Origin of the sequence: Nocardia sp. NPDC059154, from assembly GCF_042755705.1 — a bacterium.
GTDB lineage: Bacteria > Actinomycetota > Actinomycetes > Mycobacteriales > Mycobacteriaceae > Nocardia.
Map to the genome: position 1 here is coordinate 1 of NZ_JBHZCS010000037.1, position 18,158 is coordinate 18,158.

General features: G+C 66.2%; 17 protein-coding genes. 9 read left to right on the forward strand and 8 right to left on the reverse strand.

What is annotated here, in order from left to right; all coding sequences use genetic code 11:
- A partial coding sequence (locus tag ACFXN1_RS28685; protein ID WP_379463708.1) for a zinc-binding dehydrogenase occupies positions 1–806 on the forward strand: 806 nt, incomplete at its 5' end.
- Positions 807–812: 6 nt separating this feature from the next.
- Here the strand turns inward: ACFXN1_RS28685 and ACFXN1_RS28690 are convergent.
- Positions 813–1,559 (reverse strand): SDR family NAD(P)-dependent oxidoreductase, encoded by a 747-nt coding sequence (locus ACFXN1_RS28690; RefSeq protein ID WP_379446053.1) that lies wholly within the window; start codon positions 1,557–1,559, stop codon positions 813–815.
- A 202-nt stretch (positions 1,560–1,761) separates the two neighbouring features.
- On the opposite strand from ACFXN1_RS28690, the gene ACFXN1_RS28695 reads away from it, so the two are divergent.
- The 8 genes from ACFXN1_RS28695 to ACFXN1_RS28730 all read left to right on the forward strand — a co-directional run bounded on the left by ACFXN1_RS28695 (position 1,762) and on the right by ACFXN1_RS28730 (position 9,383).
- Positions 1,762–3,057, forward strand: coding sequence for a beta-ketoacyl-[acyl-carrier-protein] synthase family protein (locus ACFXN1_RS28695; protein WP_379446054.1), 1,296 nt, complete (start codon positions 1,762–1,764; stop codon positions 3,055–3,057).
- The gene (locus tag ACFXN1_RS28700) at positions 3,054–4,280 is read left to right on the forward strand and encodes a ketosynthase chain-length factor (protein ID WP_379446055.1); all 1,227 of its coding nucleotides are present in this window, start codon (positions 3,054–3,056) and stop codon (positions 4,278–4,280) included. The genes ACFXN1_RS28695 and ACFXN1_RS28700 overlap by 4 nt, the downstream gene beginning before the upstream one ends.
- Positions 4,281–4,326: 46 nt before the next feature.
- A complete protein-coding gene (locus ACFXN1_RS28705) occupies positions 4,327–4,638 on the forward strand; it encodes an acyl carrier protein (RefSeq protein ID WP_364615415.1) in 312 nt (103 codons plus the stop codon).
- Positions 4,635–5,408, forward strand: a complete 774-nt coding sequence (locus ACFXN1_RS28710) for an SDR family NAD(P)-dependent oxidoreductase (protein WP_379446056.1) — start codon at positions 4,635–4,637, stop codon at positions 5,406–5,408. The genes ACFXN1_RS28705 and ACFXN1_RS28710 overlap by 4 nt, the downstream gene beginning before the upstream one ends.
- A 28-nt stretch (positions 5,409–5,436) precedes the next feature.
- Positions 5,437–6,390, forward strand: a complete 954-nt coding sequence (locus tag ACFXN1_RS28715; protein WP_379446057.1) for an aromatase/cyclase — start codon at positions 5,437–5,439, stop codon at positions 6,388–6,390.
- Positions 6,377–6,823 (forward strand): nuclear transport factor 2 family protein, encoded by a 447-nt coding sequence (locus ACFXN1_RS28720; protein WP_379446059.1) that lies wholly within the window; start codon positions 6,377–6,379, stop codon positions 6,821–6,823. The genes ACFXN1_RS28715 and ACFXN1_RS28720 overlap by 14 nt, the downstream gene beginning before the upstream one ends.
- Before the next feature lie 5 nt (positions 6,824–6,828).
- Positions 6,829–7,548, forward strand: coding sequence for a hypothetical protein (locus ACFXN1_RS28725; RefSeq protein ID WP_379463714.1), 720 nt, complete (start codon positions 6,829–6,831; stop codon positions 7,546–7,548).
- Between the two features lie 431 nt (positions 7,549–7,979).
- On the forward strand, positions 7,980–9,383 hold the full coding sequence (locus ACFXN1_RS28730) for an alpha/beta hydrolase domain-containing protein (protein WP_379446652.1): 1,404 nt from the start codon (positions 7,980–7,982) through the stop codon (positions 9,381–9,383).
- Positions 9,384–9,757: 374 nt separating this feature from the next.
- Here ACFXN1_RS28730 and ACFXN1_RS28735 read toward each other — a convergent pair whose 3' ends face one another.
- From ACFXN1_RS28735 to ACFXN1_RS28765, 7 genes are all read right to left on the reverse strand, one after another.
- Positions 9,758–10,540, reverse strand: coding sequence for an SDR family NAD(P)-dependent oxidoreductase (locus ACFXN1_RS28735; protein WP_379446653.1), 783 nt, complete (start codon positions 10,538–10,540; stop codon positions 9,758–9,760).
- Between the two features lie 288 nt (positions 10,541–10,828).
- Positions 10,829–12,202 carry a cytochrome P450 gene (locus ACFXN1_RS28740; protein WP_379443027.1) on the reverse strand — a complete coding sequence of 458 codons (1,374 nt, stop codon included), beginning with the start codon at positions 12,200–12,202 and terminating at the stop codon, positions 10,829–10,831.
- A gap of 63 nt (positions 12,203–12,265) precedes the next feature.
- Complete coding sequence (locus ACFXN1_RS28745) at positions 12,266–13,741, reverse strand: MFS transporter (protein WP_379443025.1); 1,476 nt, start codon at positions 13,739–13,741, stop codon at positions 12,266–12,268.
- Positions 13,742–13,803: 62 nt separating this feature from the next.
- Positions 13,804–14,889 carry a cytochrome P450 gene (locus ACFXN1_RS28750; protein WP_379443024.1) on the reverse strand — a complete coding sequence of 362 codons (1,086 nt, stop codon included), beginning with the start codon at positions 14,887–14,889 and terminating at the stop codon, positions 13,804–13,806.
- 2 nt (positions 14,890–14,891) lie between these two features.
- Positions 14,892–15,368: a nitroreductase/quinone reductase family protein gene (locus ACFXN1_RS28755; RefSeq protein WP_379443023.1), complete on the reverse strand. Its 477-nt coding sequence runs from the start codon at positions 15,366–15,368 to the stop codon at positions 14,892–14,894.
- A gap of 11 nt (positions 15,369–15,379) precedes the next feature.
- Positions 15,380–16,507 (reverse strand): cytochrome P450, encoded by a 1,128-nt coding sequence (locus ACFXN1_RS28760; RefSeq protein WP_379443021.1) that lies wholly within the window; start codon positions 16,505–16,507, stop codon positions 15,380–15,382.
- Between the two features lie 100 nt (positions 16,508–16,607).
- Positions 16,608–17,936: an MBL fold metallo-hydrolase gene (locus ACFXN1_RS28765; RefSeq protein ID WP_379443020.1), complete on the reverse strand. Its 1,329-nt coding sequence runs from the start codon at positions 17,934–17,936 to the stop codon at positions 16,608–16,610.
- Positions 17,937–18,158 lie beyond the last annotated feature (222 nt).

Consider the following 18,158-nt stretch of genomic DNA (forward strand, 5'->3'; position numbering starts at 1 on the left):
GGGGTGAGCTGACCCGGGCGGAGCGACTTCCGGCGGGATCCCGGCTCGGCTGGGACATTCTCGGCACGATCGAGGACGCCGACGCGGACGGGACGGCGCACTCGCGGGCCGTCGTCGCGCTCGCGCGCGGCGACGGGTGGGCCGATCGGGTCGCCGTGCCGCGCCGCGACGTCGCGGTCATCGACGACCCCGGCGCGGCCGTCGATCTCGCCGCGCTGCCCGTGGCCGGGTTGACGGCGCTCGCGGCCATCCGGCGGGCCGGGCCGATCATCGGCAGGACCGTGCTGGTCACCGGAACGAGTGGCGGCGTCGGCGGGGTGCTGGCGCAACTCGCGCACGCTGCCGGGGCCGAGGTGCTGTCGGTCCGGCACCGGTTCACCGGCACTGGGCTCGAAATCACCGGCGCCGGGCTCGATGTCGTCTCATCGGAAGGCCAACCGACCGCACCGCGACCGGTCGACGTCGTGTTCGACAGTGTCGGCGGACCGACGCTGCAGGCGGCGTTCGAGCTGCTGAAACCGCGAGGCGTGCTGGTGAGTTTCGGCAATACCGTCCGCGCGCCGCTCGAGCTGCCGGTCGATTGGGGACATCGGCGGCCCGGGGTGAGTCTGAGCTACGTGAACCTGTTCGACGAGCTCGACGCCGGGACCGGGGCCGCCGACGATCTGCGCTGGCTCGGACAGCGCTGGGCCGCAGGGGATTTGAACCTCGCCGTGAACCGAACCGGGCCGCTGGACACGCTCGACGACACGCTGTCCGCACTCCGGGAGCGGACCTTTCACGGCAAGGCGGTCCTGCACTGGTAGCAGGCGTCAGAACGCGAGGCCGCCGTTAACCTCGAGCACATGGCCGTTGACGTAGTCCGAGTCCGGACCCGCAAGGAACCGGGCCACACCGGCGATCTCCTCGGCCCGCCCCGGCCTACCCGCCGCGATGGTCGGTAGGTACCGGTCCCACACCGGTGGATTCGCGATGAGATCGCGGCCCATCCCCTCGTCGATGAAACCGGGAGACAGGGCGTTCACCGAGATGGATTGCGGTGCAAGCTCTATCGCCGCGACACGGACCAGGGTCTCGATGGCCGCCTTGCTGATCGAGTACGCGCCCGCGCCCGGCGCGATCCGCTGCGCCAGGGCCGACGACAGGGCGATGAACCGGGCGGACCCGGAGTCGGCCAGATAGGGCACCGCTGCCTGCAGGGTGAGAAACGTTCCGACAACATTGGTTTCGAGCACCGTGGTGAAATTCGCCGGCGGCGTGACCGCCAAGGGGCCGGGGCGGCTCACGCCGGCGTTCGCGAACACCACATCGACACCACCGAGCCTGCTGCCGGCCTCGGCGAAGGCCGCCGCCAGCTGCACGGCGTCGGTGACATCCGCAGTCACGGCGCTTCCGGCGGGGTGCTCCTGAATCCACTGTGTCGCAGTCGATTTCCTGCCGACGATCACTACGTGCGCGCCGTGGCGGAGCAGATCCTCGGCCACCACGCGGCCCAGCCCGCGGCCACCTCCCGTGATCACGATGCGGCGTTCGGCCAGACCATTCGGCGGCACAGTCATTACTTCTCCTTCAGGTGACAGTCGTCGCTCGACTGTGCCCACACCCGCCCGACAACCGCCTACAGGATCGCTGGAGCAGCCGATTCCAGTGGTCCTCCAGCATTCGTCGGCGTCGCCTCCAGCAGCCGATGCGAGTGTCGACGCCACTGACACGAAGTCGTGGCGATCGCCAGCAGTTGTTCCGAACTCGAAAGGATGGAACATGGCATACGTTGGGGCGCAAGCAAAGACAACAAAGGCGCACGGACCGCGCCGGGTCGCGATCACGGGAATCGGCGTACTGGCTCCCGGAGCGGTCGGCACCGGCCAGTTCTGGGACCTGCTCTCCGCGGGCCGCACCGCCACCCGCCGGATCAGCTCGTTCGACACCGGCGGCTACCGGTCCCGGATCGCGGGCGAGATCGACTTCCGGCCCTACGACCACGGATTGAGCCGGCGCGAGGAGCGGGCCTGGGATCGGGTCACCCAGTTCGCGGTCACCACCGCCCGGGAAGCCTTGCAGGACAGTGGATTCGATCCCGGCACCGTGGACCCCGCGCGGATCGGCATCAGCATCGGCAGTGCGGTCGGATGCACGACGGGCCTGGAACGCGAGTACTCCCTGGTCAGCGATCAGGGCCGGGAATGGCTGGTGGACCCGGCCTGGGCGGTGGCGCAGCTCTTCGACTACCTGGTGCCCAGTTCCATTGCCGCGGAGCTGGCTTGGACGATCGGCGCCGAAGGACCCACCTCGGTGGTCTCCACCGGTTGCACGTCCGGGCTGGACGCGGTCGGCCACGGCGCCGATCTGATCCGCGAGGGAGCCGCCGATATCGTCGTGACCGGCGCCAGCGAGGCCCCGATCTCACCGATCACGGTGGCCTGCTTCGATGCCATCAAGGCCACCAGCCCCAACAACGACGACCCGGAACACGCGTCGCGTCCGTTCGACCGGGATCGGGACGGCTTCGTCCTCGGCGAGGGTTCCGCGACCCTGATCCTCGAGGACTGGGACCGGGCCCGCGCCCGAGGCGCGCACATCTACGCAGAGTTCGCCGGATTCGCCACGCGCGGCAATGCCTTTCACATGACCGGCCTGCGGCCCGACGGAGTGGAGATGGCCGAGGCCATCGGCGCCGCGCTGAACCAGGCCCGGGTGGACCCCACCGCGGTCGACTACGTGAACGCCCACGGCTCCGGAACCAAACAGAACGATCTGCACGAGACCGCCGCGGTGAAAAGGGCGCTGGCCGACCATGCCCGGCGCGTTCCCATGAGCTCCATCAAGTCCATGATCGGGCACTCGCTCGGCGCTGTCGGCTCCCTCGAGCTGGCCGCCTCGGCGCTGGCGATCGACACCGACGTCATCCCGCCGACCGCCAACCTGCACAACCCGGGCCCCGGCTGCGATCTGGACTACGTGCCGCTGACCGCGCGCGGCCAGCGCACCGACACCGTGCTGAGCGTCGGCAGCGGATTCGGCGGATTCCAGAGTGCCGCAGTGCTGGTCGCGCCATGACCGGACTCGCTGCCATGGTGGATCCCGCCGTCACCGGCATCGGCGTCCACGCGCCGACCGGAGTCACCGTGGCGGATTACTGGCGCAACACCCTCGCGGGGCGCTCGGCGATCGACCGGATCACCCGCTTCGATCCCAGTCCGTACACCGCCACCCTGGCCGGGGAGATTCGCGACTTCGACCCCTCACCGCTGTCCGGCCGCCTGCTTCCGCAAACCGACATCTCCACCCGGCACGCCCTGGTGTCCTCGGACGCCGCGCTGCGCGACGCCGGCATCACCCCGGACGACCGGGACGACTTCGAACTCGGAGTGGTCACCGCCAGCACCAGCGGCGGCTTCGAGTTCGGGCAGAAGGAGCTGCAGAAACTATGGGCCCAGGGCAGTCGCCATGTCAGCGGGTATCAATCTTTCGCCTGGTTCTACGCCGTGAACACGGGGCAGCTCGCGATCAGGCACGGCGCGCGCGGACCCTCGAGTGTCGTGGTGGCCGACCAGGCGGGCAGCCTCGACGCGGTCGGTAAGGCGCGCCGGCTGGTGCGTGCGGGCACCTCGCTGGTGCTCACCGGCGGTTTCGATTCCGTGCTCTCGCCGTGGGGCTGGCTGGCCACGCTCGCTGCGGGCAATGTCAGCACGAGCACCGACCCGAAACGGGCCTACCAGCCATTCGCCGACACCGCCGAGGGTTTCGTACCCGGCGAAGGCGGCGCCTTGACCGTCCTCGAACATCCGGACCGGGCACGCGACCGCGGTGCGCGCGTCTACGCCTACATCAGCGGGTATGCCAGCGGATTCGATCCGCGGCCCGGCTCACCGCGGCCACCGGCGCTGGCCCGGATCGTCCGGGCCGCGCTCGCCGACGCCCACGTTGCGCCCGGCGAGATCGGGGTGGTGTTCGCCGACGCGGCCGGAGTCCGCGAACAGGACGATCACGAAATCGCCGCGCTCGACGCGGTATTCGGCGCGCACAGGGTCCCGGTGACCGCACCCAAGACCGGGACCGGACGACTGTTCGCGGGCGGCGGGGCGCTCGACATCGCCGCGGCCGCCCTCACGCTGGACAGCCGCACCATCCCGCCCACCCCCGGCCTCGAGCACTATCCCTGCTCCACCCGCCTGGACCTGGTCCGGGAGCCGCGTGAGCTGACCACACCGGTCGCGCTCGTGCTCGCCCGCGGTGGGCGCGGGTTCACCTCAGCGGTGGTCCTGCGCGGCGTCCGATGAAAACCCCACTCCCCCAACAGCACCCGACCGAGAAGGGAGGCACATGGTGTCTGCCAACCCAGCCGTGACCACCGATCAGCTGCGCGAGGTACTGCAGCGGGTCGCCGGCGAAGACGAGACCATCGACCTGAGCGGAGACATCACCGATCGCTCATTCGAGGACCTGGGATACGACTCCCTCGCGGTCCTGGAACTGTCCAATCAGATCGAAATCCGTTACGGGATCAAGCTTCTCGACAGTTCGGTGGTCGACGCCGTGACCGTTCGAGATTTTCTCGAGCTGGTCAACACCACCCTCGCGGAGGGCGCCGGCCAGGACGCCGGTGCCTCCGATCCATCCTCAGGAGCACTCGCATGAGCAAGCACGCCATTGTCACCGGGGCCACCAGCGGAATCGGCCTCGAGATCGCCCGCACGCTGGGCCTGGCCGGATATCAGGTCTTCATCAACGCCCGCGATGGGGAAAGGGTCAAGAGCACGGTCGAGGAGCTGAGCGCCGAAGGCATCATCATCGACGGCATCGCCGCCGATGTCCGATCGACCGACGACGTGCGGGCCTTCGTCGCGGCGGCGGTCGCGCGGTTCGGACCGGTCACGGTGCTGGTCAACAACGCGGGCCGCAACGGCGGCGGCGTCACCCGGGACATCGACGACTCGCTGTGGCAGGACGTGCTCGACATCAACCTGACCGGAACCTTCCGGGTGACGCGAGAAGTGTTGTCGCACGGCGGAATTCTCGACGCCCAGGACGGCCGCATCATCAATATCGCCTCGACCGGCGGCAAGCAGGGCGTGGTGCTCGGCGCGCCCTATTCGGCGTCGAAACACGGCGTCATCGGATTCACCAAAGCGCTCGGACTGGAACTGGCCAAGACCGGGGTGACGGTGAACGCCGTCTGCCCCGGATACGTCGAAACCCCACTGGCAGAACGGGTCCGGCGCGGCTACGCCGAGGTGTGGAACACCACCGAGGCCGCTGTGCTCGAGAAGTTCGAGGCCAAGATCCCGTTGGGGCGGTATTCGACTCCGCTGGAGGTCGCGGGACTGGTCGGCTATCTCACCACGCCCGCCGCCGCGCCGATCACCGCGCAGGCCATCAATGTCTGTGGCGGACTGGGCAACTACTGAGCCACCGAGAGATTGGGAGGTGGCTCGGATGAGCCTCCATCACACCGAACACACCATCACGATCGCGGCGCCGGCCCAGGCGGTGCACGACGCGCTGCGCTCGGTCGTCAACTGGCCCAACATCTTTCCTCCGACCATCCACGCCGAGACCCTCGAGCACAACGCCTCCGGCGACCACATCCGGCTGTGGGCCACCGCGAACGAGTCGCTGAAGACCTGGACCTCGCGCCGCACCTTCCACCCCGAACAGCGCCGGATCACTTTCCGGCAGGTGGTCTCCGCTCCCCCGGTCGCCTCCATGAGCGGGGAATGGGTGGTGCAGGAGATCGACGCCGACAACAGCCGAGTGCTGTTGCGGCACAGCTTCTCTCCCAACGACAGCGCGGGAGCCCGGGAGTGGATCGAGGCCGCGGTCGACACCAACTCGACCCGGGAGCTCGAATCGCTCAAGTCCGCGGCCGAGGCGCTGGCCCGGCGACCCGAGGCCACCGTCACGTTCGCGGACTCGCTGTGGATCGACGCCGAACCGGCGCGGGTCCGGGAATTCATCGACCGCGCCGACCTCTGGGCGGAGCGACTCGCCCACGTCGACGCCGTCACCCTCACCGAACCGGTACCCGGACACCAGTTTCTGAGCCTGGACACCCGGACACCGGACGGGGACGTCCACACCACCGCCTCGTGGCGCGTGGTCCTCGACTCCGGCGACATCGTCTACAAGCAGACTCGGCTGCCCGCGCTGCTCTCCCTGCACCGTGGTCGCTGGAGTTTCACACCGCGCGGCGGGGGGACGCTCGCGACCTCCGAGCACACCGTCGCCCTCATCACCGAGGCGATCCCCTCGATCCTCGGCACGGGCAAGACCCTCGCCGATGCCACGGCCTTCATTCGAAACGCCCTGGGCCGCAATTCCCTGTCCACCCTCGAGAACGCGAAGAAATGGGCCGAATCCACCGAACGGGGCTCCGATGTCCGACGCTGACCGCACCCGCCAGCTCTATGTCGACCTCCAGCAGTTCTATGCCGCGCACCTGCGCCTGCTCGACGACGGGCGCGTCGACGAATGGGCGGCCGAGTTCGAACCCGACGGGCTGTTGATCCATCCGCAGCGGGCCGCCACCCACACCGGGCGGGCCGAGATCGCCGACGGGCTGCGCCGCACCTCGGAACGACTCCGCGCCGCGGGCCTCGTGCGCCGCCACTGGCTGGGCAACCTGACCATCGAAAACGACGGCGCGGCAACAGGAACCATCCGCACCCGCTTCTACTCCCTGGTCGTCGAAACCGGCCCCGGGCAGTCCCCGCGGCTGCACCTGAGCACCGATATCCGCGATCACCTCGTTCCGCACGGCGCCTCGTGGCTGGTCCGCGAACGCAGCATCACCCACGACCCCATCCTCACCACCCCGAGTTGAAAGTCATCCTCTTGCACAAGAACATTGGCCTCGCCCTGCTCACGGCCACCGCCCTGACCGCCCTACCCGCCACCGCACACGCCGACTCCGGCGCCGCACCAGCGGACTCCGGCACCACCGGCCGAGTCGACTACACCGCCGTCCGCACCGACAGCGCGCTGACCATCACCACCGACGCCGGCTCCCTGGTGGACGACCACGGCACCTTCAAGATCAAAGCCGCCGACGGCACCACCCTTGCCGGCACCGAATTATCCTTCCGCGTAGACGATTTCGTCTTCCCCATCACCGCCGACATCACAAACCGCACCGCCGTCCTCACCCCCCGCTTCGACCTCGACCACGCGGTCTACCAACCCGTCGCCCTCCCCTACGAGAACCAGGCGCCCTGGAAAAACGAATACGACCGCGAACAAGCCGCCTGGGCCCGCCTCGGCACCACCCTCGTCACCGGCGCCGCCATCGGCACCCTGGTAGGAGGCCTGGGCGGTGCCGCCGTCGGCTGCCTCCTGGGCGGCGCAGCAGGCGCCGCCGCCGCCTCCGCCACCATCGTCGGCCTCTTCGGCCCCTTCCTCCCCGCCGCCGCCGTCGGCTGCATCGGCGGCATCGCCGCCATCGCCCCCCTCGGCACCGTAGCCGGCCTACTCCTCGTCACCGCCCCGGTAGCCATACTCGCCGCCGCCCAATACTTCACCACGGTCAATTCCCCCTTCCAGGGGCATTGATCCGACCTGGCGATTTGCCACATGGAACGGCCGCTTACCTGCCCATTTCGGTCGACGTGAATCACGTCCTGCACAGGTAGGCGGTGACCAATCCAATGCGGCAACAGCACAGATGCTCCTTGGTTCCCGCGACGAGCGGATGGCGACCGGCGAGTTCGCCTGGGGGACACCGACCCCGTCCGGATCGACAATCCGGACGGGGTCTTCGCCGTCCATCCGCAGGGATGGGGTCGATGCTCGCCATGGCCGGTTGATCTTCCGCTCCACCGCGCTGGCCGGTTCGGTCATCGCGGTCAGGCATGACAGTGCGTTCAGCCGGATCGGATGTGCGCTGCAACTCGGACTCCCGAAGTGTCGCTCGGGCAGGAGGGCCTGACCTCGGCGCATGTCCGGCAATTGTCGAAAAACCAAGCACTTGTTAGGGTTTCGAGATGGAACTCTCTGGTCCGGTGGCTGGTCCGTTCAGCCTGATCTCGACGTTCTTCTCACTGCCCGATGTCGGTTACGTCGCCGAGGAGTACTTCCTGTCCGGCACGGCCGCGTCCTACCGCCTGACCGGCTCGGCCGGTAATGACGGGGAGTGGGCGACCGAGCCGGGCAGGCTCGCACCGTTCACGACCAGACTCGTGGTGTACCGGCCGATCGAAGGCTACCGCGGAACCGCTGTCGTGGAGTGGCTCAACGCGTCCTCCGGTGCAGATACGCCGCCGATCTGGCTGCTGGCACACCGGCATCTCATCCGTGCCCGGATGGCCTGGATCGGGGTTTCCACGCAGTACGCGCCGATTCACGGCGGCGGCGGCATGGCAGAGAGGGACGACTCCTGGAACTCGGTCCGGAGGCCGCCGCTGAAGCAGTCGGATCCGGTGCGGTACGCCGATCTGTCGCATCCTGGCGACGCCTATTGCTACGACATTTACCGGCAGGCGGGAGAACTGGTTCGCAGGCTGGTGCCAGGGACCCAGCAGGTGCTCGCGGCCGGGCAGTCGCAATCCGCGGCCATGCTCGTGACGTATGTGAATGCCATTGCGCCGCACGGCTCGCCCTACGACGCGTACCTCATCGACGGGCGGCCCGGCCGCCCGGCCACGCTGACCGGCCGGGTGGGAGCCGTTGCACTGAACGGCGGTACGCGAGTGCGCGCGGATTCGACCGCGCCGGTGCTCGCGCTCCAGACCGAGACCGATGTGGTCGGCTTCATGCGTTCGATCGACTCCCGCCAGCCCGACTCCGACTATTTCCGGCTCTGGGAGCTGGCCGGCGCCGCGCACGTGGACTCCTACAGCGTGGGAGCATCTTTCACCGACTCGGGCACCTTGACGGCAGCGGAACTGGCCGAGCGGATGGCGCCTCGCCGCAATCCACTGGGCGTCGACTTCCCCGAGCCGATCAATTCCGGGCCACAGCATCACTACGTCCTGCAGCGAGCAATCGCCGCGCTGTCAGAGTGGGCCGATGGCGGACCTGCTCCCGCGCGGGCCGATCGGCTCCGCGTGTCTGCCGGGGAACTGGTGCTGGACGTACATGGCAACGCGCTGGGCGGCGTCCGCACACCGTGGCTGGACGTACCGTTGGCGGTGCTGTCCGGGCTCGGACAGGAGGGCGGCGGCCCGGCGATCATGTTCGGCTGCACGCGACCACTCCCAGGCCCCACTCCGGACAACTACCTCGAGGCATTTCGAGCGGCAACCGGCGGGGCGGTGGCGGCAGGTTTCCTGCTGGCCGAGGACGTACCGGAAATCCTTGCCATGGCAGTCGCAAATCAAGCGCTGAGCAACCAAGGCCGCATCCCGCCAGCCACTACCGACCAAGTTGGTCAGGGCGCGAGAACTTGAGGCGTCGGTGATTTCGAACGTGATGCTCGCGTCGTCTCTCTGGTTGACGTCGAAGTTGCCACGCCGACCTTCGGCGTGGCGGACACGCGGTTCAAGTCGGTAGCCTCGCTGCATTGCCTGAATGCCGTGGCATTGCAACGGCTTTCAGGTGGATGTGTACCCGGAGAAGGACATGACCACTACGGACACGCCCTTCCACCGGAGCAAATACATCGCCGGTGCGTGCCGGACACTATAGATCACCGAGGCTCGGGTATCGATCCGATCGGGCCTCGTCTGCAATCGCACACCTGTCCAGCAGCAGGAGTGTTGCGGCAAGTTGTTGAAACCAAGCGGAACCAAAGGGTCAACACGCAAGAAGGGGGTGATTGGTCTCAGGTGTGGGTGGCACCGTCGATGCGGATCTCTGTGCCGCTGATGAAGCGGCCGTCATCGGAGACCAGCATGGCGATGACACCGGCGACATTCTCTGGACCTGCCAACTCTTTCGGATTGTCCTGCGGGACAACGGCAGCCAGGCGGCCGAAAAGCGACCAGTCGGAGTCCTTCGGGAGGTAGCCGGGGGTGGCGTCGGTGATGCCGGACTTGATGCCGCCGGGCGCGACACTCACCGCGCGCAGACCCTTCTTGCCGTATTCGAGAGCCAGAGTGTGGGTGAGGCTCTGGATGCCGCCCTTGCTGGCGGAGTACGCGGCCATATACGGGTGCGCGAAGCTCGCCGAGGTGGAGCTGAAGTTGACGATCGTGCTGCAGGAGTTGGCGAGCAGGGCCGGCAGGGCCTCGCGGATCACCAGGAACGTGCCGGTCAGGTTCACGTTCAGGATCTGGTTCCACAGCTCCAGCGACGTCTCATGGGTATGGCCGGCGCGAAGGATGCCCGCGGCATTGACGAGAGCGTCCAGGCCACCGAGGAATTCGACAGCGCTCTCGACCCCCGCGATGACCTCGGTCTCGTTGGCGACGTTCATCTCGAGCGTGGTGAACCTGGCATCGACGCCCGCTTCGGCGGCTTGCTTGCGAGTCAGCGCCAGCCCTTCGGCACTGAGGCTGGCGCCGACGACGACCGCGCCCTCGGACAACAGGCGAAGGACTGTGGCCTGGCCGATACCGGATCCGGCACCGGTCACCAAGATGCGGCGCTGCTCGAGACGGTTCATGGGGACCTCTTCTTCGTCCTACAGACTGTTTTTGGCACAAAATGCCGCAAATAGCATATTGTGCAAGGAGATTCTCGAGGTGGGTGAAGCGCACCCAGCCCACCTGTTCGCCGAAAAAGGCTACGCCGCAACGACATTCGACCCGATCCACGCGGCCGCGTGGATCGGGTCGCGGACCTTCTGCCGGCACTTCGCCACCCGACAGCGGCGTACCGCCGGCGCACACCGCCGAGGACCTGGAACCCCGGCGGCAGTCCGCGCTCATTGCGCTACAACCAGCTCCGTCGATCAGCGATTCTTGATCTGCACGGGCAACCCATCCACCATCGAGGTGATGATGCGCATCCGATGCCGGGGTTCCCAGCCCGCGCGGAGTTGGAATGTGTACCGCTGCAATATCGCTGCCAACGCTGCAACGGCTTCGATGTTGGCGATACGGAAGCCGATGCATTTTCGCGGACCGAGGTTGAACGGGAGGTAGGCGCTCTTGTTGATCTTGTCCGTGAGGAAGCGGGTCGGATCGAACTTGTCCGGTTCGTTCCAGAATCGGGGATCGCGATGGATTCCGTACGGGGAGAACAACACTCGCGTGCCTTTGGGAACGAAGTATCCGCCAATTTCGTCGTCCTCGATCGCGGTGCGGACGTTGGCCATCGCCGACTGGATGCGCTGCCCCTCATCGAAGCATGCCTTGAGGTACGAGAAACGCTCCACGCTTGCGTATTCGATCGGCGCGCCGGCCAGCGAGTCGACCTCCTCGACCGCGCGCGCGAGCGCCGGCGGGTGGCGAAGCAGCAGAGCGAGAGTCCATGCTGTGGCTTCGGTCGTCGTTTCGAATCCGGCGAAAATCATGCCACTCACCTCTGAGAGGAGCTTGGCGTGTTGCAGATGCGGGCATTCCTCGGCGCTGATCTCCAACATCGCGTCCAGGAGATCCGGCTCTGCGCTGGGACCATCCGCTCGCCGCTGCGCGATATACCGCTCGAGATCGGAGTGCACGGCGGCGAGTCCGGCTTGTCCCCGTCGCTGGAAAGGGCGCGGCAGAAAGGCCGGGAGATCGTGCATCATCGCGCGATTGGCGGCGTAGCGGCTGTAATCCCGTGCAGACCGAATGTAGCTGTCCAATTCATCGGTCGCCATGGTCACCCCGAATACCGCGCGCATCAACCCGTCCATGACGACGGTGCCGAGTTCATGCTCGAGATCGACCCACTCCGCGGTATCGACGTACTTCGCCCACGCATCGACGCGGGCGGTGACCCCCGCGATCAGCTTGGGGGCGACTCGCTCCAACGCCTGCCCCGTGAAGTGTGGGTTGAGCGGTCTGCGGACCCGTTTCCATTCCTCGCCCTCCAGGAACGCCAACGGCAGCGGTTGACCGTCCATGAGTTCCTCGTAGGACTCGCCTTTGACGTAACGATGGTGGTGCCGGACCAGGATGTGGTCGATGTGATCCGGGTGGCTGACCAATGTCATCGGTGGCGCGTCGCGCCCCGGTACCGGCAAGGTGACCACGTCGCCGTAGCGGCGCGCCACTTCGGGCATGATCGTGTACGTCTCCCGACGCATGGCCACACCCAATTTCAACAGAGTGCCCAAACTTGGTCCCGGCGGCCGATTTTGGGCCGTGGGCCGCTGGGCGACCGATGAACCTCTACTCATCCCTGTCCTCAATTCACGATGATCAAGATCTTGTGTTCAGTTCCGACGCTTGTAAGACACGCACTAGTCGGCCACGCTGACTCCGGCCTTCTTGCCGCCAGCCGGAGTTGGCGCGGCAGAGGGCAGATCGGCGGAGACGAAGAACGCCGCAGCGATGGCGCAGACCACCAGCAGACCGACAGAAAGGTAGAGCGAATCGGACAGTGCCGAACTGTAGGGTGCTTTGACGAAGTCGGGGAGATGGCCGCCCGCGCCGGACGAGCCACCGCCGGGCAGCGCATGTGCCGCCATGCGCGCGGCGAGCAGTGCGGCAATGCATGCGCTGCCGAGTGCCGAACCGATCTGGCGGGTGGTGGCGTAGATGCCCGCCGCCGCCCCCATCTGCTCCAGCGGCAGGCTCCGCATCGTGGCCGCGGGCAGCGGCGCCCAGATGAAAGCGCTGCCGACACCGCAGACCACCGATGTCACGACCAACATCGGGATGGACCCGTGCGGGTTCGCGAGGGCGAGGAACCACCACACCCCGGCCGCGTACGCTACGAAGCCGAACATCAACAGATACCGCGGCGGCACCTTGTCCGACAGCCTGCCGACCACCGGCGACAGCAAGGCGGACAGCAGTGCCAGCGGCGAGCCGACCAACGCGGCCTTGGTCGGGGACAGCTCGCGAACAACTTGCAGGTAGAAGAACGACGGCACCATCTGCGCGGTGGTTGCCGCGGTCAGCCCGCTGGTGGCGATATTGCCGAGCGAGAAATTGCGGTTCCGGAACACGCTCAGCGGTATCAGCGGCTCGATCTTGTTGCGGCCCTGGTTCACCAGGAACAGCGCGAGCACGGCCAGGCCGCCGAGGATCAGGCCCCAGACCCAGCCTGCCCAATGGTGATCGTTGCCCTCCTGGATGCCGATCACCAACGCGGTCATGCCGATCGCGACCATCACCATGCCCGGGATGTCGAAACGGTGCTTGCTGGTCGGAAGCACCGGAATCAGCCGCGCGCCCAACACCAACGCGATCACCCCGATCGGCAGGTTGACATAGAAGATCCACTGCCAACCACCGCTGTCCACGAGCGCACCGCCGAAGACCGGGCCGACCAGCGCCGCCACGCCGGCGACACCGCCCCACACTCCCATGGCCGCACCGCGCTTGTCCCACGGGAAGATTCGGCCGATCACCGCCATCGTCTGCGGCGCGATCAAGGCCGCGCCCAGGCCCTGGACCGCCCGGGCGGCGATCAGCGAATCGATGCCGCCCGCGAGGCCGCACCACAGCGAGGCCAGCGTGAAGACCGAAAGTCCCGCCAGATACAGATATTTTGGCCCGAACCGATCGCCGAGCCGGCCGGTGATGAGCAGCGGCACCGCGAAGGTGAGCAGGTACGCGCTGGTCACCCAGATGACCTTGGACAAGTCGGTGTGCAAGCCGGACATGATCGCCGGATTCGCCACCGCGACGATGGTCATGTCCAGCAGGATCATGAAGTAGCCCACGCACAGCGCACCCAGCGCCGCCCACGGGTTGCGTTCGGTTGACACAATTGACCTTTCTTTGTTCTGTTCTTTGTTCCGAGCAGTGCTGAGCGGTGCGGTGCGGCGGGCTACCAGGTCACGGGCAGCTCGACCAATTCGGCGGCCAGCATGTTCTCCTGGCGGCGCAATTCGGCAGCCGGAACCGCGAGCCGCATATTGGGGAACCGAGATATCAACTGGGAGAACACTTCCTGAAGCTCGATCCGCGCCAGCGGTGCACCGATGCAGTAGCGCAGGCCGTGTCCGAACGTCAGGTGCGCGGACGACCGGCGGGTCAAGTCGAATCGTTCCGGCTCCGGAAACGCCTCCGGGTCGAGGTTGGCGGCGCTGACATCCATGAGCACGAGATCGCCCTGACACACCGTGGCACCGTCGACTTCCATGTCAGTGCGCGCGTAGCGGGGCAGCTCGGGGCTGGCCTGGCACGGTACCCGCAACAGTTCCTCGATCGCGCTCGGCACCAGAGCGGGTTCGGCGACGAGCCGATGCCATCGATCCGGGGTGTCGAGGAGCGTCAACATCCCGTTGCTGATGGCGTTGACCGTCGTCTCGTGGCCGGCGAACAGCAGTGCCATCGCCAGCGCGGCGGCCTCCGCGGCATGCACTCCCGGAGTCGTCGCCAGCCGGGAGATGACATCGTCGCAGGGGTCCGCGCGCTTCGTGGCGACGAGTTCACACGAGTACGTGAACAGTGCGGACTGCCCCTGCTGGGCCCGTTCGTTGTCGCGAATGTCCCACGCCTGCTGTGTCCACACCCGGAACCGCTCACGATCTTCCAAAGGCACGCCCAGCAATTCACACAGGACGAGGATCGGCAATGGCACCGACACCGCGGCGTGCAGATCCAACGGCAACGCCTGATCTGCGAGCGTATCCAGCAACTCGCTTGTGAGCGCACTGATGCGGGGACGCAGTGTACGCATGGCCCTGGCGGAGAATTGCGGCTGCAACAGCGATCGCATCCGGGCGTGATCGGCGATCTCGGTCTCGAAATTGCCTACCGGCCCGAACAGCGCGACATCGCTGACCCGGGCCGCGGTCTCCGGCGTCGGATGGGCTCGGCCCAGCCGCTCATCGCAGAGCAGGCTGCGCACTTCGGCGTGACCGGTGGCGATCCATGCAGGATCGCCCATGGTGGTCTGTGCCTTGTACATGTCTACCCTTGCTGAATTTCCGGCAATCGAATAATCGGGATGCGGCGCTCACAGCGCTCCTGATAGACCCGGTAGAAATCGCGATCCGCCGTCACCGCCTCCCAGATCCGCGTGTACTCGGCCCCGTCGACGACTTCCGGAACGGATCGGTATTCGCTATCACGCAGGCGCACAAGGACATTCGGGTTGACGCTGGTATCGGCAAGGTTCAAATACCATGCCGGATGCTGGGGCGAGCCGACGAGTGAAGCGATGACGACCCGGCATCCATCGTGGTCTCGCCAGAACGGCAAGGCGGCCTTGCGTATCTCTCCGGTCTTGCGACCGACGGTGTGCAGGAGCAGGAAGTCCATCGCGGAGCTGACCCACACTTCCTCCGCGGTGGAGGTCTCCATGGCCGCGACATGCTGGCGGCTGATGGCTACCAATTCGTCGCGGGTGGGTTCGGCGAATGGAATGTTTCGTTGACTGGTACGCATGACAATTCCTCTTAGGCCAGGGAAACCGGGAGCTCGGCGAGTTGCCAAACGGCCGAGCCGGCAGGCCAGCTGATACTTTCTGGCGCTACGGTGAGCCGCAGGTCGGGGTATTCGCGGACCAGGAGGCCCAGCCCCACTTCCAGTTCCACCTTCGCCACCTGGGAGCCCAGGCAGTAGCTGGTCCCGTATCCGAAGGTCAGATGCTGCTTCTGGGAGCGCCCGAATACGATCTGATCAGGGTCTTCGAAGACGAGACCGTCACGGTTCGCGGCTCCTGTCGAGGGCATCACGTAATCGCCGGCCGCCATGTCCATCCCGCCGAGGCTGATGGGCTCCCGGACCAGCCAGGGAATAGCCTCGCCGCCGCCGAGTGAAATCGTTCGGAGCAGCTCGTCGACCGCGCCCGGAATACGATCCGGATTCTCCTTCAAGGCGCTCCACAGATCGGGACGGATCAAGAGCTGGAACACCATCTTGCTCAACATGTGGGCGGTGGACTCGAATCCGGCGATAATCAGGCCGAACACGATCGTGACAACGTCCAGGTAGCTCAATCCGTCATGGCGGATGAAGTCCGAGACCACATCGTCCCCGAGGTTCTCGCCGCGCGCGGTGACCAATTCCATGACATATCGGCCCATGTCTTTCACGGCGGACTCGGCATTCGCTTCCGCATTCGGAACGAAGTCGTCGGCCAGGAGAGCGCTGACCCATCCAATCAAGTTCGCGTCGTCCTCGGTGGGAATGCGCAGCAGCTCCCCGAGGACTCGAATGGAGTAGGGCTTCGCCACGTCCGCCACGTAGTCGATGCCGGCCCCTTCCCGCAGCGGGGAAAGCCGTTCGGTCATGATCGATTCAGCGCTGGAACGGATCGATCCCATTCGCTTGTTCAATTCCGCGGTGACGATCCTGCGCACCTTGAGGTGCATAGCGTCGTCCATCGTCGCGAGTCCTCCCGCGAAGAGCGGGCTCGCGGTGATTCGCGGCGCGTTTCCGGAACGGCTGAAAATCTTGCTGGAGTAGACGGTCCGGACGTCGTCGTATCCCGTCACCAGCCAGCATTGGCCGCCGTGCGGATATTCGAGCCGCACGGGCTGGTCCTGTTTGAGCGCGTCATCCAGTACCGGGTCCAAACCCAATGATCGCGCCCCGTCCGTGGGATAGCGATGAATTGGGCACCCGACAGCCAATCGATCCATGGTGAATCCCCCATTTATTTATGATGCGTGCGAAAGACCCTCAGCCTTTGGCTACGAATTTCATCGGCTGATCGCTCGCCCCTAGCGATTTTGCATTGCCGTGGTTGACCAGATAGGTCAGGTGCGCAGAGCACTCCGACAGGGCCAACGGCCAGGAAATGGGCGGAATATCCGCCCATTTGACGGCCCAGGTCATTGCCACCGCGATATCCCAGAGGGTCCGCGGCTCACCATCGGACAGAACCTGCCGCACGTCGTCGAGCCGCCGCCGGTGGTGCACGGCCAGTTCTTCTATTCTGCGTGGCCAGTCGATATCGACGACCTCGTGGGCCGGATAGATCGAGAAGCCGTCACCCGCCAGGGTTCGAAGCTTCTCCAGTGATTCCAGATAGCGGTTCAGTAGATCGTGCTCGTCGACCGGGAACACGAATTCCCCGACATGCGGGCTGGTCTTGGACAGCACATGGTCGCCGGTGAACACCGCCCGCTGCCGCTCGAGGATCGCGCCCATGTGGCCACCGGTGTGGCCCGGCAGCCACAGTGCGGTGAGACCGCCGGCCGCAGGCGTGATGACATCACCGTCACCGAGCTTGCGGTCCACCTCGGCCGACATGTACGCCATCGAGAAACTTCCCCCGCCTTGCCGGTAGGACTCCAGCGCCAGCGTCGGCGCTCCGGCCGCCGCGAGATTGTTCAATTCCCACGACAAATGGGCTTCCGCCGATTCCTGGCTGCGTAGCTGATCCATGAGATCGGCGTCGATCTCGTGCATCGCGATCCACGCATCGGATTCGGCTTTCACCCGGCCCGCGAGGCCCGAATGATCGGGATGGTGGTGAGTCAGAACTATGCCCTCTGTCTCACGAATTTCCCGGCCCAGCGTGGCCAGGCCGTCGGAGAGGGCCTGCCAGGCGGTGTCGTCATCCCACCCGGCATCGATGAGAATATGTCCCCGCGTGCCTTCCAGTACATATACGCGAGTCGAAATTACGGGCAGCGACATTACTGGGACTTCGATAACTCCGATGAGCCCCGGGAGGTCGGTCAGCGTGTTCCTCGCGGATATTTCTTTGTCGCGCTGTTGATCTGACGTCATTTCCCCAACCTTCTTCCGACCGCCCCGAATCTCATGGCACCCGACGAGTGGGTGATGCATCCACGTCCCGCAAGCAGTCTTACATGACAACCGATCACGGTCAAGCGTTTGCTTGGTTCGCCAATAGTGTTGCAGGACAATGTTGTTGACACAGATTCTGCGATTTCGCAAGCCGACAGGATTGACATAGATTTTGCGATTTCGCAAGCAGGGAGACGCGTCCGGCGCCGTGATCTTCGCCCCATCGGCGCGTCCGCCGGGGCCGCGCGCCACCAGCCGGCCGACTTCCTATTACGCACTGTCGCAGCTACTTTGGCCCGACCGCACGCGTTGCGGGGATATCGGACATGCCTTACCGTGGGACCGTGCCCGGCGACACGGGCAGTTTCCTTCCGGGTGGGCATCACCCGTGGGGCGGGGATTCCTTCAACACATGAGTCGACTGCACGCCATTTGTCGACCTTCGGGGACTTCATTTAATTCAAGGGGAATGTT